The 16,349-nt window shown below is 70.0% G+C and carries 14 protein-coding genes; 7 read left to right on the forward strand and 7 right to left on the reverse strand.

Annotated features, from left to right (window positions below; genetic code table 11):
* The first annotated feature begins 135 nt into the window (after positions 1–135).
* Together FSYMDG_RS08940 and FSYMDG_RS08945 are read left to right on the forward strand one after the other, a co-directional pair.
* The gene (locus FSYMDG_RS08940; protein WP_013873229.1) at positions 136–1,236 is read left to right on the forward strand and encodes a phosphotransferase family protein; all 1,101 of its coding nucleotides are present in this window, start codon (positions 136–138) and stop codon (positions 1,234–1,236) included.
* Between the two features lie 287 nt (positions 1,237–1,523).
* Complete coding sequence (locus FSYMDG_RS08945) at positions 1,524–2,078, forward strand: YukJ family protein (protein ID WP_083828208.1); 555 nt, start codon at positions 1,524–1,526, stop codon at positions 2,076–2,078.
* A 190-nt stretch (positions 2,079–2,268) separates the two neighbouring features.
* Here the strand turns inward: FSYMDG_RS08945 and FSYMDG_RS08950 are convergent, their stop codons facing one another.
* Positions 2,269–3,531, reverse strand: a complete 1,263-nt coding sequence (locus tag FSYMDG_RS08950; RefSeq protein ID WP_013872077.1) for an IS4 family transposase — start codon at positions 3,529–3,531, stop codon at positions 2,269–2,271.
* A gap of 159 nt (positions 3,532–3,690) precedes the next feature.
* On the opposite strand from FSYMDG_RS08950, the gene FSYMDG_RS08955 reads away from it, so the two are divergent.
* Positions 3,691–4,200: a lamin tail domain-containing protein gene (locus FSYMDG_RS08955; protein ID WP_050803435.1), complete on the forward strand. Its 510-nt coding sequence runs from the start codon at positions 3,691–3,693 to the stop codon at positions 4,198–4,200.
* Between the two features lie 13 nt (positions 4,201–4,213).
* Here FSYMDG_RS08955 and FSYMDG_RS28200 read toward each other — a convergent pair whose 3' ends face one another.
* The 5 genes from FSYMDG_RS28200 to cysC form a co-directional block, all read right to left on the reverse strand.
* A complete protein-coding gene (locus FSYMDG_RS28200) occupies positions 4,214–4,900 on the reverse strand; it encodes an IS630 family transposase (RefSeq protein WP_237702726.1) in 687 nt (228 codons plus the stop codon).
* Complete coding sequence (locus tag FSYMDG_RS28205; RefSeq protein WP_043602714.1) at positions 4,885–5,355, reverse strand: helix-turn-helix domain-containing protein; 471 nt, start codon at positions 5,353–5,355, stop codon at positions 4,885–4,887. The genes FSYMDG_RS28200 and FSYMDG_RS28205 overlap by 16 nt, the downstream gene beginning before the upstream one ends.
* A 408-nt stretch (positions 5,356–5,763) precedes the next feature.
* Positions 5,764–6,477, reverse strand: a complete 714-nt coding sequence (locus tag FSYMDG_RS22975) for a DUF222 domain-containing protein (protein ID WP_083828209.1) — start codon at positions 6,475–6,477, stop codon at positions 5,764–5,766.
* 563 nt (positions 6,478–7,040) lie between these two features.
* Complete coding sequence (locus FSYMDG_RS08975; protein WP_013873231.1) at positions 7,041–7,820, reverse strand: SDR family NAD(P)-dependent oxidoreductase; 780 nt, start codon at positions 7,818–7,820, stop codon at positions 7,041–7,043.
* 409 nt (positions 7,821–8,229) lie between these two features.
* Entirely contained in the window at positions 8,230–10,080 is a 1,851-nt protein-coding gene (gene cysC, locus FSYMDG_RS22980; RefSeq protein ID WP_013873232.1) for an adenylyl-sulfate kinase, read from the reverse strand.
* 287 nt (positions 10,081–10,367) lie between these two features.
* Between cysC and FSYMDG_RS08985 the strand changes: the two genes are divergently transcribed.
* The 3 genes from FSYMDG_RS08985 (at position 10,368) to FSYMDG_RS08995 (ending at position 13,774) form a co-directional block, all read left to right on the forward strand.
* Positions 10,368–11,141, forward strand: a complete 774-nt coding sequence (locus FSYMDG_RS08985) for an inositol monophosphatase family protein (protein WP_013873233.1) — start codon at positions 10,368–10,370, stop codon at positions 11,139–11,141.
* Positions 11,142–11,442: 301 nt separating this feature from the next.
* Positions 11,443–12,357, forward strand: a complete 915-nt coding sequence (gene cysD, locus FSYMDG_RS08990; RefSeq protein ID WP_043605827.1) for a sulfate adenylyltransferase subunit CysD — start codon at positions 11,443–11,445, stop codon at positions 12,355–12,357.
* Between the two features lie 172 nt (positions 12,358–12,529).
* Positions 12,530–13,774, forward strand: coding sequence for a sulfate adenylyltransferase subunit 1 (locus tag FSYMDG_RS08995; RefSeq protein WP_013873235.1), 1,245 nt, complete (start codon positions 12,530–12,532; stop codon positions 13,772–13,774).
* A gap of 31 nt (positions 13,775–13,805) precedes the next feature.
* Here FSYMDG_RS08995 and FSYMDG_RS09000 read toward each other — a convergent pair whose 3' ends face one another.
* Positions 13,806–14,660: a pyrimidine reductase family protein gene (locus tag FSYMDG_RS09000; protein ID WP_013873236.1), complete on the reverse strand. Its 855-nt coding sequence runs from the start codon at positions 14,658–14,660 to the stop codon at positions 13,806–13,808.
* Between the two features lie 232 nt (positions 14,661–14,892).
* Between FSYMDG_RS09000 and zapE the strand changes: the two genes are divergently transcribed.
* Positions 14,893–16,026, forward strand: a complete 1,134-nt coding sequence (gene zapE, locus FSYMDG_RS09005) for a cell division protein ZapE (RefSeq protein WP_013873237.1) — start codon at positions 14,893–14,895, stop codon at positions 16,024–16,026.
* Positions 16,027–16,349: the final 323 nt, after the last annotated feature.

Below are 16,349 nucleotides of genomic sequence, written 5' to 3' on the forward strand. Positions count from 1 at the left end.
CGTATGCGGACCGGGCCCGCCCCGGTTGCCCGGTATCCGGCCGTCCGGTGCCCGTTGGCTGGTGTTCGCCGCCGGTCCGGGGTAGCTGGTTGAATCGGTTCGTGAACGCCGAGCGTCCGACTCCCGGGCCTGCGGATGGGTGAGCGCACCGATGGCGGATCCGCCGATGCCGGGCTGGTCGCCGCGCTGACGGCGGTCGGCCGGCGGATCGTGGGGGAGCGGGAGCCAGCCGCCGCGGTCGTCCTCTCCGCCCGCCACGACAGGCTGCTGGTGCGTTACGGCGACGCCGTCCTCAAGGCCCACGCGCCGGGGACAGATCCGGCGCAGCTTGCGCTGCGGTTACGGCTGGCGGCCGATCCCCGGCTGAGCGACAGCCTGCTTGCGCCCCTGCCCATTCCGGGCGCGGACGCTCCAGGGCTGCTCACTCAGGCCCGCGGCCGGCTTGTCAGTGCCTGGCCGGTGGGCATACCCCTGTATCCGGAGGATCCCACGGCGGTGCCCGAGACGGCCGTCGACGATCTGCCGTGGGAGCAGGCGGCAGCCCTGCTCGCCCGGCTGCACGCGGTACCCCCGCGGGGGCCCGTCCCGCCGGCGAGGGTCCGCCGGGGCGTGGAGCGCGCGATGGCGAAGCTGTCCGGGCTGCCCGCCTCGGCCGGCAACGACCCTGCCGTGGGGGAGGTTCTTGCCGCGTACGCGACGCTCCCGCCCGGGGAAACGGCCGGTACCCACCGCGGGGCCGGGACCGGGCCTGGGCCTGGGCCCGGTGCCCGCCCGTGCTCGAGTCACACCCACACAGCTCGTACGACGCATACGACCCGCATGACCCACTACTCGACCCGGGTGCCCCCCACCCCCACAGCCGGGGGCGTACTCGTGCACGGGGACTGGCATCTGGGTCAACTGCTGCGGCTCGACGGCCAGGGGCTGCGGATCATCGATGTCGACGACCTCGGCGCCGGGGACCCGGTATGGGATCTCGCCCGGCCGGCCGCCTGGTACGCCGCCGGTGTGCTGGCGCCGGCGGCGTGGGGCCGGTTCCTGCGCGGGTACACGGCTGCCGGTGGTCGGGCCGTGCCGCCCGACGCCGACCCGTGGCCGGTGCTGGACGCCCCCGCCCGGGCGCTGGCCGTGGCGTACGCCGCGAACGCCGTGGCGGACAGCGTGCTCACCGGCGTCCCGCTCGACAGCGTCTCGCGGGCCTTCGTCGACTGCTGCCGGCGTATGCGCCGGCTGTGATCGATTGCTGGTGCGACACATGCTGGCTGTGTCGCGGCGGGTGTGGCGTGTCGCCGATCCACCCGTCGCGGCACCCGGACCTGACTGTTACGTCGGCCGATCCGTAGCGGAGCCGACTCATATCGATCGACCGGCCTGCCATCGGTCAACTCCCTTGTCGGCCGACTCGGTATCGGTTGACGGTGACAGGCGGTCTGTTTACGCTTTCGTGGCATTCCGGATGGCGGTTGGTGACAGAACTACGGCAGGCGGTCGGGGGACTGGCCCAAGCGTTCGGAGGAGAACGGATGCCATTGCGCGGCTATGGGGTGCTGGTCGGGCAGGTCGTCGACGAACGTGCCGAAGGCGGGACCGGCACCCCGCGTTACCAGATCCATTTACGGGCCGCTGGCGACGATTTCCGGATCGCGGTCAACGTGCTGTCCAGCCAGCAGCCGGCGGACCTGTTGTTCGTCGCCGACGAGGATTTCCGGCATCCGGTCCTGCGGCTGCTGCAGGCCCTTCCCGACGGCTTCACCACGCTTTCCAGCCGGCCCGGCGGACCGGCTCTGGACTACATCCGGGGCAACCTGTTCAACCGTCTCGACATGCGGCCGCTGCCGGCGACACAGCCCGGTCCGGACAACGACCTCGCCGACAGGCTCCACCGTTTCGTCATCCGTGCGATCGCGGATCCGGCGGCGCGGGTGTACGCGTTCGGGCAGCGCTGGGGGCCGGAGCCGAACACCCCTGACAAGATATTTGGTTTCCTGTCCGGCAACGGCATCCACGACGTTCACATGAACCAGGGCAACAGCGGGCGGTTCCGCGGCGACGACGGCGTATGGCACAATGGCGCTTAGTTAAGCGGCCCGAGCGAGGATGATCTTCGGTGATTGATCATGCTTGGTGCCGGTGTCTGTTGGGCTTTTGACTCGGTAGGCGTTGTGTCGGCCTCGTCTGATGGTGCGTGGGTACGTGCGGTGGAGGCGCACGGGGTTAAGCCGTTCGGTGATCTCTGTGAAGGTTTCCCGGAGCGCGTGCGTGTGGTCCTCAGGGGGAAAAATCCGCCTGGTCGGTGACCTGGCGGCGGACGACGCGTAGTGATCGCATGAAGGATAGCCTGTCCGGGTCGACGTCGGCTTCGTCGGCGGCCTCGCACATGAGACATCGGATTGCGTAGTGGCTGAGGAGCAGCGCCCAGATCTCTTGTTCCACCAGGTCCGGGAGTTTCGAGCGTAGGACGCGGGCTTCGCCCCGCTGGTGTGTCTTAATCTCATCGAAGATGTTTTCGATTTCCCAGCGCTCGTGATAGGCCGTGGCGAGTTCCACCGCTGGTATGTCGGTCTGGTTGAGGATATTGGTGATGAGGCAGATCAGTTCTCCGGTTCCGGATCCTGTGCGGTCAGGCACCGTGTATTCGATGACGCGGACGGGTGTCGCGGAGTCCTCGGGAAAGTCGCGGCCGGCGCGGGCGTCGGCGATGATCTGGTTCCGCTGTTTCCCTCTGATTTTCGGGTTGACGATGATAGAGAGGTAGGAGCTGTCGGGAAGGGACCGGATGACCGGTAGCGTGAGATCGGATTTGACTCGCCAGAGCAGGTCCGCGCCGGTGTCGAGCGCCTGCTGCCAGAGGTCGAAGCTGTAGAAGTAACGGTCGGCGGTGAGGAGCATCCCGGGTTCGCAGGCGTCGAGCAGGGTGGCGGCGAGAGCACGTTCGTCGCTGGCACGGGGACCGACCGCGGCGGAGACGATCGCGTGCGTGCCGCATTCGGCGAGCGCGACGACGTGGACCTGGGGCAGAGCGCTGGCCTTGTGTCCGTTGGTGGACCGCCCGAACCTGGCCACGTTCTCGGGGGTGTCTGCGGCGTCGAGGAAGAACCCGTCGATCGCCATCAGCCGCCGGGAACGCAGCCAAGTGCCCTTGGTACCCAGCCCCGCGACCGGCACAGCGACACGTTCGAACAGGACCTTCAGGGGGGCGGCACCGAGCCTGATCCGTGCCTGCGAGATCGCCCCGGTGGTCGGGACTTTCCAGTCACCCTGCCAGTTCCCCAGCCATCTCAACGCACCGGCGAGTTTACGCATGACTTCTTCGTAGTCATCGTCGAAGAACAGGCACATCGTCATGGTGAAGTACACCATGACCCGGGCTGGCAGCAGCCTGGTACGCCGTTCCTGCCGCTTCGTTTCCACCAGTACCTCTTCGACGAGGTCCCGGGGAACGATTCTGGCGAGCACACCGATCGAGATGCGGTCGGTCAGCCGGTCGTTGTCAACGGCTGGCAATTCAACTACCTGGCGAAGGCGCACCACATCTGGATTCTATCTGCCGACCGGCCGAAATCGCGGCATGAGCACTCCGCCGCCTACTGATCGACGTTGAGGAACGTGACTGGATGCCGTGTTCAGAAGTTGATCGATGCGGGATCGGGCGTTGGCGTGTCGGGATGGACGGACGCCCCTCCAGCCTAATTGAGCGGCATTGGCGTATGGCAGGACGGCGGCCTGCTGTTCCGTTTTCCCGACACCGGCGGGTGGGCCGCGGTCTTCCTCGCCTTCCAGTCCCAGGGCTGGCACACCGACGACAGCAGCGGGCACGTCGTTCCCGACCTGCCCGAGGTGGGCCCGGCTCCCCGGCCGGCGCCGGGCGAGCCCGACCAGCGGGTCCGTATCGTCGCGGCGCTGGCCAATCCCGCCGGCCCCGCGCCCGAGACGGAAAGCGTCACCCTGGTGAACACCAGCCCGTTCCACATCGATCTCGCCGGATGGGCGCTCGCGGACCAGCAGAAACATCGTCATGTGCTGCGCGATCTCGTCATCGCCGCCGGCGATGCCCTGCGTGTGACGGTGTCCCCGCCCATGCGGCTCGGCAACGGCGGTGGGCTGATCACCTTGCTGGACCGGCGTGGCCTGAAGGTCGACGGCGTCTCCTACACCGGCACCCAGGCCGCCCGCGAAGGCTGGACCATCACCTTCCGCTAGTAGACTGTCGCCGCTAATGTGTGGGGTATAGGTGGCGGAGTTTGGTGCGGGCGTCATCGGTGGTGAAGTGCCAGTTGACTTGGCGCTGGTTGGCGTTGACGGCTGTCTGCCAGGCGTCGAGTTCGGTGTTCAGGACGTCGAGGGTGTCGATGCGGCGGTCGAGGCATTGGCGGGTCAGGGCGGCGAGTTCGATTTCGGCGATGTTGAGCCAGGAGCCGTGTTTGGGGGTGTGGTGGATCTCGAGTCGTTGCGCGAGTGCGAACGCGACGGCCGGGTCGAAGGCCTCGTAGAGCGAGGAGATGTCGTGGGTGTTGAGGTTGTCCATGACCAGCACGACCCGTTCGGCGTCGGGGTAGTCGAGGGTGAGCAGGCGCCTGACGTGGTGTGCCCAGTCGATCCTGGTGCGCCGTGGGGTGGCCTGGACGCGGCGCCAGCCGGCGAGTGGCTCGACCCAGCAGAAGATCGAGCAGGTTCCGTGGCGCACGTACTCGGAGTCCTCGCGCCGGTCACGCCCTGGCGTGGCGGGGATCGGGTCGCGGGCGTGGGCCAACAGCTGGTAGGGCTTCTCGTCCATGCACACCACGGGCACGCCCGGGTTGTGGGGCCGGGCGTAGACCGCCAGAACGTCTTCCATCCGCGCGGCGAACTGCGCGTTCGCCCTCGGTGGGATGGTCCAGCACTTCCTCAGATGAGGACGCAACCTCGTTTTTTTAAGACCCGGCCGATGGTGGAATGGTCCAGGTCCGGGATGTCGGCGACCAGCGCGACGTGCTTTTCCAACAGCCGCAGCGACCAGCGTGCATAACCAGCCGGTGGCTGCGAGCATGCCAGCGCGATCAGTCTGGCCTCAACCTCGCCGGTCACCGGGGAAGGCACCGGGGGAAGCTCCCGTGCCTTCCGACCGATCGTGGCCCCCACATCCCCACCGGTCTCGGTGAACCGCTTCGCGACCAGCCGCAGCGTCTCACCCGAGACCCCGACCCGGACCACGAGTTCTTCTTGGGAGGCAACCGGGCCGACCGAGGTGTCCAACGCGAGCAGGACCCGCGCCCGCCGGATCATCGACGCCGGATGAACCCCCGTCGAGGTCACCCGAACCAACTCGTCACGATCAGCCTCGGTCAAGGTGACCGGCCACTTCTTCTGCGAACCCACGACACAGTCCTGACCGGCAGAGGGACGGGGAGACCTGCCAGACCCAACCCTCTCACCCAGACACAAGACACACCAGAACTAAGCAGCGACAGTCTAGTAGTAGGAACCTACGTTTCGCCACCTGTCTCGTCTGAAATGTCCGACGCCCGTCTTCTGGTGTTGTTACCGTGACCGGGCAGCCGGCAGAGCCAGACAGCCGGTAGGGCTGAGCGCACGCCGGGCGTGAGCCGCGACTGGCCGGATCGATCTTGATCGTAGTCACCCGCCCCGCGCTGACCTGCCCGGCCGACGGACCTCTCTCGACCGGCATCCGCCAGCCGCCGGTAGAAATCGCTGTTCTCGCGACCCTTTCTACCTATAACTTCCGCGCCCGTAGATGAGTCCCGCTGCCATCACGACGGAATCCACCTACGGCTTCCATGCCGCCTCTGGAAAGCGGCGGCAGGACGATCTCAGAAGGGCGGCGGGCCGATATCTGGAACGCTGTCCCGTCCGGTTCTGTTCGTGCCCGGATCGTGGCTGCTGCTCTTTCTTCTCACACCGTTCCCACCTGTCCCCGTGACGGCTGTCGCTGATGTTACTGTTCCGGATTTTTCTGTTGTGGAGGCGTCCGTTCCTGGGGCGTCCATCCTTGAGACGGTTGTTCCGGGGACGGCTGATGCTGATGCGTCTGGTGCCCTGTTCGCTACTCGTGGAATGTCCGTCGCCGGCGAGGGCGGCGGCGGAGACGAGTACCCCGACCTCGATGGTCACGTCGCTGCCGCGGTCACGGCCGAGGAGCAGGTCGACGAACGCGTCGGCGCGGCGGGCGCCCATGCCACGGGTCTCGTCCGGGCTGTCGACGGCTTGGCGGGCGAGGGCGTCGAGGCGCTGGTAGGCGGCCTGGGCATCGACCGCGGGCAGCAGCGCCCACAGTTCGGCCATGCCGTCCTCGGCGGGGCGAAGATGGACCTGTCGATCCTCGCGGGCGTGGGCGTGCCGACGACGGGCCCCGGCCGCGTCATCGCCCTCCCCTGCCGGCAGGCCAGCACACCCCGCGCAGCCAGCACACCTCACCGGAGCGGCCGGGGTCGGAGCGGCCGTAGCGACCGGGGCCGGATCGCTCACCTCGGTATCGAACATACGTACGAATATAGTCGCTTATTTGGACATTTCCACCCCAATGGCGGTCAGTCTCTCGGCTCTCCACGCACGTACATCCCGGACTGTATGCGGAAGGTGTCCATATAGATATTTAGAGTTACTTACGGCTATCGAGGGCCCCTGGACCGCGGCCCGCGTCTCGGCCCGCGTCTCGATCTACGTCTCGATCCACGATGTCGTCATCGCCTCGGAGCGGCAGCCAGACCTCGTCCTCGCACGCCGCAGCGTCAACGTGCTCTGGGCGCCGCTGCGCGACAACCGCTGTTGCCAGCCGGCACCACCGCCCCTTACCGCTGCCGCCGCATAGCACGATCAGCTTGACAACTTCACCGAGAATCGGTCCAGTTCGCCGAGATTCGCTCCGAGACGAACAGGTTCCGTTTGTCCAGCTGTGCGTGAACGGATCAGCGGCACCTGCTCTCCTCCTGCCGGTGGTCCGCCATCTCGGCTCGCCCTGTCGCTCATCTTCAGGTGTTGGCCGGTCGTTTGATCGAATCGAATTCGATGATCCGAAAATGTTGCGGTCAGTGGCCGCGTCGTGGTCAGTAGCCGTTGGCGGTGGGGCGGCCCTGCGCGCCGTCCACGGGAATGTGCGCGCCGTTGATCCAGCGGGCGCGGTCGGAGAGCAGGAAGGTGACGACGTCGGCGACTTCCTCGGCGGTACCGAGGCGGCCGGCGGGGAAGTTCCGGCCTTCGAACTCGGCGAACGAAGCGGGGTTGCGCTGCCGGTAGGCCTCCCACCCGCCGCCCGGTATCAGGATCGAGCCCGGGCTGACGGTGTTGACACGGATGTTGTCGGCGGCGAGTTCACAGGCGAAGGCGCCCGCCAGGTAGATTTCGGCGGCTTTGGCCGCGCCGTACTGGGCGCGTGGGGCCGGTTTCCACCCGGAGATCGACGCGATGACCACTATCGCCCCGCCGGAGCGGTGGCGCATGTGTGGGACGGCCGCGCGGACCGCGCGCACGACGTGACCGACGTTGAGCTCGAAGGTGTCCGCCCAGTCCCGCGGCGTCGACTCCAGCAGGCCGCCGCCCACGGTGGCGCCGACATTCGCGACCAGCAGGTCCACCCCGCCGAGGGCGCCGGCCGCGCCGTCGACGAACTCCTCCACCCCGCCGGCGGCGGTGACGTCCGCGGTGTGTGTGAACGTCGGGACGCCCAACCGCCCAAGCTCACCCTCGACGGCGGCGAGATCGTCGCGGGTGCGGGCGCAGATTCCGACCCCGCAGCCTTCGGCGGCGAGCCGGTGCGCGACGGCCCGCCCGATCCCGCGGGAACCACCGGTCACCAGTGCGATCTTCCCGCCCAGCGCCAGATCCACGTGGGGTGTTCTCCTTCGGGGCGCTGATTCAGGGCGCTGGTCTGTCGGACCGCTGATCTGTCAGACCACTTGGTCGGATCACTGCCGGCCATGCCCCGCCCGGCACCGGCCACCCGGATGGCGCAACACCCGGCATCGTTCCTCGAATATGGCCATCCCTCGCACCATACGACGCTGACCACACGCCCGGCCACACAGGCCCGGCCATACGTGCACCCCGCATGCCCCGTCGGCGCCGTCCGCCGAAAATCCATGATCGAGAAATGTTCGACTGTGAAAGTGAGGGAACAAACGGTCACCACGGCAGCCGTTTCCGCCCTCGCTTTCGCACGTCGGACAGGTTTCATGTGTCGGACAGGTTGTGACCGGCTGACCGGCGCGCTGATGTGGGGTCTTTGGCGCGGGTGGGTCAGGGGGCCAGCCAACCGTCGGTGCGCAGGTGACTGAGGACGGTCTGGACGGCGTCGTGGGGGGAGGCGTCCACGGTGTCGATCACGATGTCGGCGTCGGTGGGTTCCTCGTAGGGGTCGGAGACGCCGGTGAAGGTCGGGATGATGCCGGCGCGGGCCTTGGCGTAAAGGCCTTTGCGGTCCCGGGCCTCGCAGACCTGAAGCGGGGTGGCGACATGGACCAGGACGAACCCGCCGCCGCTGTCCTCGACCATCGTCCGGACCTGGTGGCGAACGTCGTCATAGGGGGCTATCGGGGCGCAGACGGCGGTGCCGCCGACGGCGGTCACGGACGCCGCGACAAAGCCGATCCGCAGGACGTTGGCATTGCGGTCCTCACGGGAGAATCCCAGCCCCTTGGACAGGTGCAGCCGGACGACGTCCCCGTCGAGCAGGGTGACCCTGCGGTCCCCGCGTTCCAGCAACCGGCACACGAGCAGTTTGGCAAGCGTCGACTTGCCCGAGCCGGACAGCCCGGTGAACAGCACGGTCAGGCCCCGCTCGCTGCGCGGCGGCTGCGCCCGGACCAGTTCGGCGGCCACCGCCGGGGGGGTCAGCGCCGGGGGCAGCCGCGTCCCGCGGTCGAGCAGCATCGACAGCGCGGCCGCGCCGGGGGCGCTGGGCGCCGGGCCCACGGTCATCGCGCTGAATCCGTAGGCGAGGCAGACCTGCGTCCGGTAGGCCACCTCCCCGGCGAGGGCAGGCTCGCTGTCGCGGTCGTCGGTCTCCTGGCCGGCGTTGCGCTGGTACTGGCCGTCGCCACCGCCACCACCACTACTGCCATCCCGGCCACCGGCTCCCCGGCCGGTGCTTCGTTCCTGGCCGGTGCCCGGCCGGCCGGCTGGCTGCCGGCCGGCGGTGGCGGCCCGGCCGGACACCGCGTGGCCAGCGGCCGTCGGCCTGCCGCCATCCGTGACGGTCTCGAAGCGGATGACGGTGTCCGGGCCGAAGGCGACCGACTCCGTCAGGCGGGTGACCGGCTGCACCGGTACCAGGGCGAGCAAGGCCCGCACGTCGCTGAGCGTGGCCAGCGCCGCCTTCAGGCACCGGATGCGCAGGTGGTGACGGGCATCGGCGGGGTCTGCTCCACCGACCGGGGCGAGTACGACGACAGCGCCGCCGGCGGCGCCCAACGCCTCGATGCGGTCCAGGTCGGCGGTGTGCAGCAGGCCGTCGGCCCATACCGCGACGGGCGCCGGCTCGTTCGGGGCGGTCCAGCCGCGCCGGAGCAGTTCCGCGCGCAGCGCCGCGGGGGTGAAGCGCAGCTCCGGATAGTCGGGATGCTCGGGCAGTCGCAACCCTTCGACCGTCCCGGACAGGGCCGAGCCCACGACCTCGGTCAGATGCAGCGCGGCGAGCATGACGCCTTCGGAGTCCCGCAGGGCGACCGTCGAACCGGGCTGGAACTTCTCGGCGTCCTGGGTACCGGCGTCCCCGGCATCCACGGTGTACTGCGGTGCCGGGTAGTGGGCGGGCAGCGGCGAGGCCGGCGGGTGTCCCGGTGCCGCCGGCGGGGAGCCCGGTAGCGGGGAGATCGGCGCTGGGGAGATCGGTGCCGGGGAGGCCACCGCCGAGGGTCTCCAGGCCGGGCTGGCCGGGCTGGCCGGCCTGGCCGGGCTGGCCGGGCCGTTGTGTCCGTGGTCCGGTGGGGGATCGTCTCGTGGTGGATACCCGCCGGACAGCCGCAGCTCCAGTTCCGCGAGCTGAACAGCGCTCAGTGTCACTGACTGCCAGCGCAGCGAGGCCGCGGTCAGTTCCGCGGCACGCGCTTCGTCGACCAGCAGTGCGGTCCTCTCACCGGTGGTACGCACACCGGTGACGGTAACGGTTGGCGCGCGTATCCCGCCGCTGGTGACGGGCTGGCGCGCCGCCTGCCATCACAATCGGTGGCACACTTCCGCTGATGAGCAGCCAGCGGCCGGCGGGCGCCGGCGGGGAAGTCCCCGGCATATCCGCAGACGCCGCCACGGGTGGGCCCGCCCCTGGCGATTCCCCATCCGATGATCCCGTATCCGCTGCTCCCGTATCTGGTGGTCCCGTATCCGGTGGTCCGGCATCTGGTGGTCCGGCCGTCCGCGACCTGCCTGCCGATGTTCCCGTGCTCGATGACGCCGCGTTGGCGGCGCGGCTGGCCACCGACGCGGGCGCGCTGCTGCTGCGGATCCGCGTCGAGCTGGGGTTCGCCGATCCCGCCGCGCTGCGGGACGCCGGCGACGCCCGTTCGCAGGCGCTGCTGGCGGCTGCGCTGGCCCGTCACCGCGGCCAGGACGCGGTCTTGTCCGAGGAGGCAATCGACGACCCCGCCCGGCTCACCGCCCGCCGGGTGTGGATCATTGACCCGTTGGACGGGACCCGGGAGTTCAGCGAGCCGGGCCGCTCCGACTGGGCGGTGCACGTCGCGCTGTGGCAGGACGGCGAGCTGGCCGCGGGCGCTGTCGCGCTCCCGGCGCAGGGCATCACGTTGGCGACCGGCGGGCCGTCCGCTGTACCTGCCCGGTCCGCCGCCCCTGTCGCTCCTGCCCCGCCTGCCGGTGGTGGTGGCCCGCGGCTGGTGGCCAGCCGGACCAGGGCCCCCGCGCTGGTCACCACGGTGGCTGAGGCGCTGGGTGGCACGGTCGTGCCGCTGGGTTCCGCCGGCGCGAAGGTGGCGGCGGTCGTCCGCGGTACGGCAGACGCCTACCTGCACGCCGGCGGTCAGTACGAGTGGGACTCGGCCGCGCCGGTGGCCGTCGCCCGCGCGGTGGGCCTGCACACCAGCCGGCTCGACGGATCCGCGCTGGTCTACAACCGGCCGGATCCGTACCAGCCGGATCTGCTGGTCTGCCGTCCCGAGCTGGCCGCCGGGATCCTGGCGCTGGTCGCCCGCGGCTGACCGGTGCCGACGGACTGGTGCCGGCTGATCAGTGTCGGCTGACCGGTGTCGGCTGACTGGTGCCGGCTGACCGGTGCCGGTTGGTCGGTGCCGCCTGGTGGCCGGCCACGAGCGGCCAGCGGCCAGCCGCCGGCCGGCGGCCATCAGCCAGTGATCAGCGATTGGCGATCGGCGACTGAAGGTAACCATCCGCTGGTCGCCGCATGCCCGCCGGAGTCGCTGTCCCGTGGGCCGCCGCGTGGGCTACGTTGGGTGGAATCATCCGCCGGCTTTCGCCGCTGTTCTCGACGAGGGATTCCGCGTGCCCGCGATCGGCTACGAGCTCACCCATCTGCAGACGCTCGAGTCCGAGGCGATCCATATCTTCCGCGAGGTGGCGGCCGAGTTCGAGCGTCCCGCGCTGCTGTTCTCCGGTGGCAAGGACTCGATCGTCATGCTCCGGGTCGCGGAGAAGGCGTTCTGGCCGGCGAAGCTGCCCTTCCCGCTGGTGCACATCGACACCGGCCACAACTTCCCCGAGGTGATGGAGTTCCGGGACGCCCGGGCCGCGCAGCTGTCCGCCCGCCTGGTCGTGGGCTCCGTCCAGGACGCCATCGACGCCGGGACCATCACCGAGGACACCCGTCCCGGCGCGTCACGTAACCAGCTGCAGACGCCGGTGCTGCTCGACACCATCGAGGAGAACAGGTTCGACGCCGTCTTCGGCGGGGCGCGGCGGGACGAGGAGAAGGCCCGGGCGAAGGAGCGCGTCTACTCCTTCCGGGACGAGTTCGGCCAGTGGGACCCGAAGAACCAGCGTCCCGAGCTGTGGTCGCTCTACAACGGCCGGCACCGGCCGGGTGAGCACATCCGGGTGTTCCCGCTGTCGAACTGGACCGAGCTCGACATCTGGCGCTACATCGCACAGGAGAACCTGGAGATCCCGTCGATCTACTACGCGCATACCCGGGAGGTGGTGGAGCGCGACGGCATGCTGCTCGCGGTGACCGCGCTGACGCCGCCGCTGGCGGGGGAGCGGGTGCTCTCCCGCCAGGTCCGCTACCGGACGGTGGGGGACATGTCCTGCACGGGTGCGATCGAGTCGAGCGCGGTGGCGATCGACGAGGTGATCGCCGAGGTCGCGGCCACCAGGATCACCGAACGTGGCGCGACCCGGGCCGACGACCGGGTCAGCGAGGCGGCGATGGAGGACCGCAAGCGGGAGGGCTATTTCTGATGGCCTTCTGACGGCCGCCCGCTGATGGCCGTACCGGTTCTGGTTCTTCCGGCCCTGCGATGGCCGGTCCTGCGATGTCTGTGCTGCTGATGGCCGTGACGGTCCCGATGGCCGTGACGGATGTGCCGTGGGTGCTGGCTGCGGGTGCCCTGACGCGTGCTGGAGAGGTGTGATGAGAGAACTGCTGCGGGTCGCCACCGCGGGTTCTGTCGACGATGGCAAGTCCACGCTGATCGGACGGCTGCTGTTCGACACCAAGTCGCTGTTCTCCGACCAGTTGGCCGCGGTGGAACGCACCAGCCGGGAACGCGGGGACGGCTATGTCGACCTGGCGCTGCTCACCGACGGGCTGCGGGCCGAACGTGAGCAGGGCATCACCATCGATGTCGCCTACCGTTACTTCGCCACCCCGAAACGGTCGTTCATCCTCGCCGACACCCCCGGCCACGTGCAGTACACCCGCAACATGGTCACCGGGGCCTCCACCGCCGACCTCGCGTTGCTGCTGGTCGACGCCCGCAGGGGGGTGCTCCAGCAGACCCGGCGGCACGCCTTTCTCGCGTCGCTGCTGCGGGTCCCGCATCTTGTCCTGTGCGTGAACAAGATGGACCTGGTCGGTTTCGACGAGGCCGTGTTCGAGAAGATCAAGGACGAGTTCCGGGCGTTCGCCGCCAAGCTGGAGATCGTCGACGTGGCGACGATCCCGATCTCCGCGCTCGGTGGGGACAATCTGGTCTCCCGGTCGCCGAGCACCCCCTGGTACGAGGGCACCTCGCTGCTGCACCATCTGGAGGAGCTGCACATCGCCTCCGACCGCAACCTCATCGACGTCCGCTTCCCGGTGCAGTGGGTGGTCCGGCCGCGCACCGACGAGCTGCACGACTACCGCGGCTACGCCGGCCAGGTCGCCGGCGGTGTCCTGCGGCCGGGGGACGAGGTGATCGTCCTGCCGTCCGGGCTGACCTCGCGCATCGCCGCGATCGACACCTACGACGGGCCGGTGGCGGAGGCGTTCCCGCCGATGTCGGTGACGATCCGGCTCGAGGACGACCTGGACGTCTCCCGCGGGGACATGATCGCCCGGCCGGCGAACCAGCCGACGGTCGGCCAGGACGTCGACCTGATGGTCTGCTGGATGGTGGACGCGCCGCTGCGGCCCCGGGCCCGGCTCGCGATCAAGCACACCACCCGGTCCGTCCGCAGCGTGATCAAAAATATCGCCTACCGGGTGGACGTCGACACCCTGCACCGGGACGAGTCCGCCGCCGAGCTGCGGCTGAACGACATCGGCCGGGTGACGGTGCGGACGACCACGCCGCTGTGCTTCGACCCGTACCGGCGCAACCGCGCGACCGGCAGCGTGATCCTCATCGACGAGGCCACCGGGGCCACGGTCGGCGCAGGCATGCTCCTCTGAGCACGATCCGCCGTGGCGGTCGCGTGGCTGGTCAGCGGCGCAGATAGCGCAGGAACAGGTTGCCGTCCTCCTCGAGAACGTGACCGAGCGTCATCGTCAGCGGGGCCCGCCAGCGCCGGCCGCGGACCATCCGCAGATGGTCGGGGCCGGCGAGCAACGGGGCGAAGGTCAGGCACAGCTCGTCGAGCAGGCCGGCGTCCGCAAGATCGGCGTGCAGGGACGGCCCGCCCTCGCACAGGACGCGGCCCAGCCCCCGCTCGCCCAGGGCGCGCAGGGCCACGGCTGGATCCACCGTCCGCTCACCGCAGATCAGGACGTCGGCGACCTCCGCGAGCGCCCCCCGCCGGGCGGGGGGCGCGGCCTCGCAGGTCAGCACCAGCGGGCGCACCGGCGCGGCGAACAGCCGGGCGGACGGCTCCAGTCGCAGGGCCGCGGAGACGACGGCGATCGGCGGGACCGCGTTCTGCCCGGCCGCGACCCGCCGTTCGCGCCGGTCGGGCGGGACGACGACCGGCCCGTAGTCCTCGGCGACCGCGGTGCCGGCGCCGACGAGGACGACGTCGGCGAGCCACCGCAGCAGTCGGAAGACCCGGCGGTCGGCGCTCCCGCCCAGGGCGCCGGAACGGCCGTCTACCTCGGTGGCCCCGTCGATCGAGGAGACGAAGTTCGACCGGACGTGCACCTGCCCGGTGGCGAGCGGCGGCAACCGGTAGCAGACGTCCAGGTCGACGGCGTCCGCGGCGCCGGCTCCGGCACTGGTCGCGACGCCGGTACCGTCCGCAAGATCGGCAGTGCTCGCAAGATCGGTACTGTCCGCGGCATCGGCGCTGCCCACCGCGTGGGTACTGGCCACAACATCGGCATTGCCGGACAACAGGTGGCGCACTCCGACAACTCTATTCTCGACGGGGTGTGCCAGGCCGCCGTGCCTTCCTGGGTTGTGCCGTGCCTTCCCGGGTTGTCCGGGCCGGCGCCGTCCGTTGTTCCTTCCTGAAAAGCAACCGGATCGGACACGGGAGATCGGAAGTCACAGTGTTCGGGGCGAAAAAGATGTGAGCTCGCTCGCGTGACACTTCTTGGGACAACATCAGCCCGGTGTTTTTTCGTAGGGTGAGAAAATGCCGGAACGTCTGGTCGACCGCCATCCTGAGGTACTCCCGGACGATCTGGTCGCGGCCCTGCTGCCGCCGCCGCGGTTCAACGACGTCCGTTTCGACACCTATCGGCCGGATCCCGCCGAGCCGAGCCAGGCCGCCGCCGTCGTGGCACTCGGCCAGTTCGCCAGCCGGGTCGCCGGTGGCGGCCGGGCGGGGGAGTCCGCCGGCGGGCGCGGCCTGCTGCGCTTCGGCCGTCGTAACAGCAGTGGACGCAGCACCCGCCACGGCGGGCCGGTGGCCGCCACCGGCGCGGGCCCCACCCGCCCCGGGGTCTATCTCGACGGCGGCTTCGGGGTCGGCAAGACCCACCTGCTCGCCTCGCTGTGGCACGCCGTGCCGGGGCCCAAGGCATACGGGACGTTCGTCGAGATCACCTCCCTGGTCGGCGCGCTCGGGTTCGCCCGGACGGTGGACGCGCTCGCCGGCCTGCGGCTGCTGGCCATCGACGAGTTCGAGCTGGACGACCCCGGTGACACCGTCCTCGTCTCCACGCTGCTGACCAGGCTGGTGGAGGCCGGTGTCCGGCTGGCGGCGACGAGCAACACCCAGCCGGAGGATCTCGGGGCCGGCCGGTTCGGCGCCGACGACTTCCTGCGCGAGATCCAGGGGCTGTCCGCGCAGTTCCACGTCCTGCGGGTCGAGGGTGAGGACTTCCGGCACCGCGGCCTGCCCAAGCCCCCGGTGCCCCTGGGCGACCAGGAGGTCAGCCGCCGCGCCGCGGCCACCCCCACCGCCAGCGAGGACGACTTCGCCAGCCTGTGCGCGCACCTGGGCGAACTGCACCCGTCCCGCTACGGCGCGCTGGTCGACGATGTCGGCCTGGTCTGCCTGCACGGGGTGGCCCAGGTGGTTGACCAGGCGGTGGCGTTGCGGCTGGTCGTCCTCGCCGACCGGCTCTACGACCGGTCGGTGCCCGTCGCGGTGTCCGGCCGGCCCTTCGACGAGCTGTTCTCCCCGGAGATGTTCGCCGGGCCGCACCGCAAAAAGTTCCAGCGCGCGGTGTCGCGGCTGTCCGCGCTCGCCCGTGACGGCGGCGCCGACGAGATGGTCGTCCGGGAAGGCTCGGCGAGCAGCGGCGGCCGACCGGCCGCGTAGAGCGGCCTGGCCGCGGACCGGCCGTTCCTACGGGCGGGGCCCTGCCCCGACGAGCCGAGGCCGGCCGTGAAGAACGGCCGGCGGGCAGCGTCACGACGGTCCTGCCCGGGTCTGGGCGGTTGACCGCGTTCCCCGCGGGCGGGCACGCCCCCATTCCCGCTGTCCCACGTTTCGCGTAGGTGCCGCGTGCCCCGCGGGCGGGCACGTCCCGGTGGTTGTCCCGTCGCACCGGTGGCGGGACACTTGTTCTCTGCCGCCATGCTGGTCGAACGCACCGGGCCGGCCAGGCGTGCCGGTGGATGTACCGTCGGCGAATGCCGGTG

Origin of the sequence: Candidatus Protofrankia datiscae (assembly GCF_000177615.2) — a bacterium.
GTDB classification, from domain to species: Bacteria; Actinomycetota; Actinomycetes; order Frankiales; family Frankiaceae; genus Protofrankia; species Protofrankia coriariae.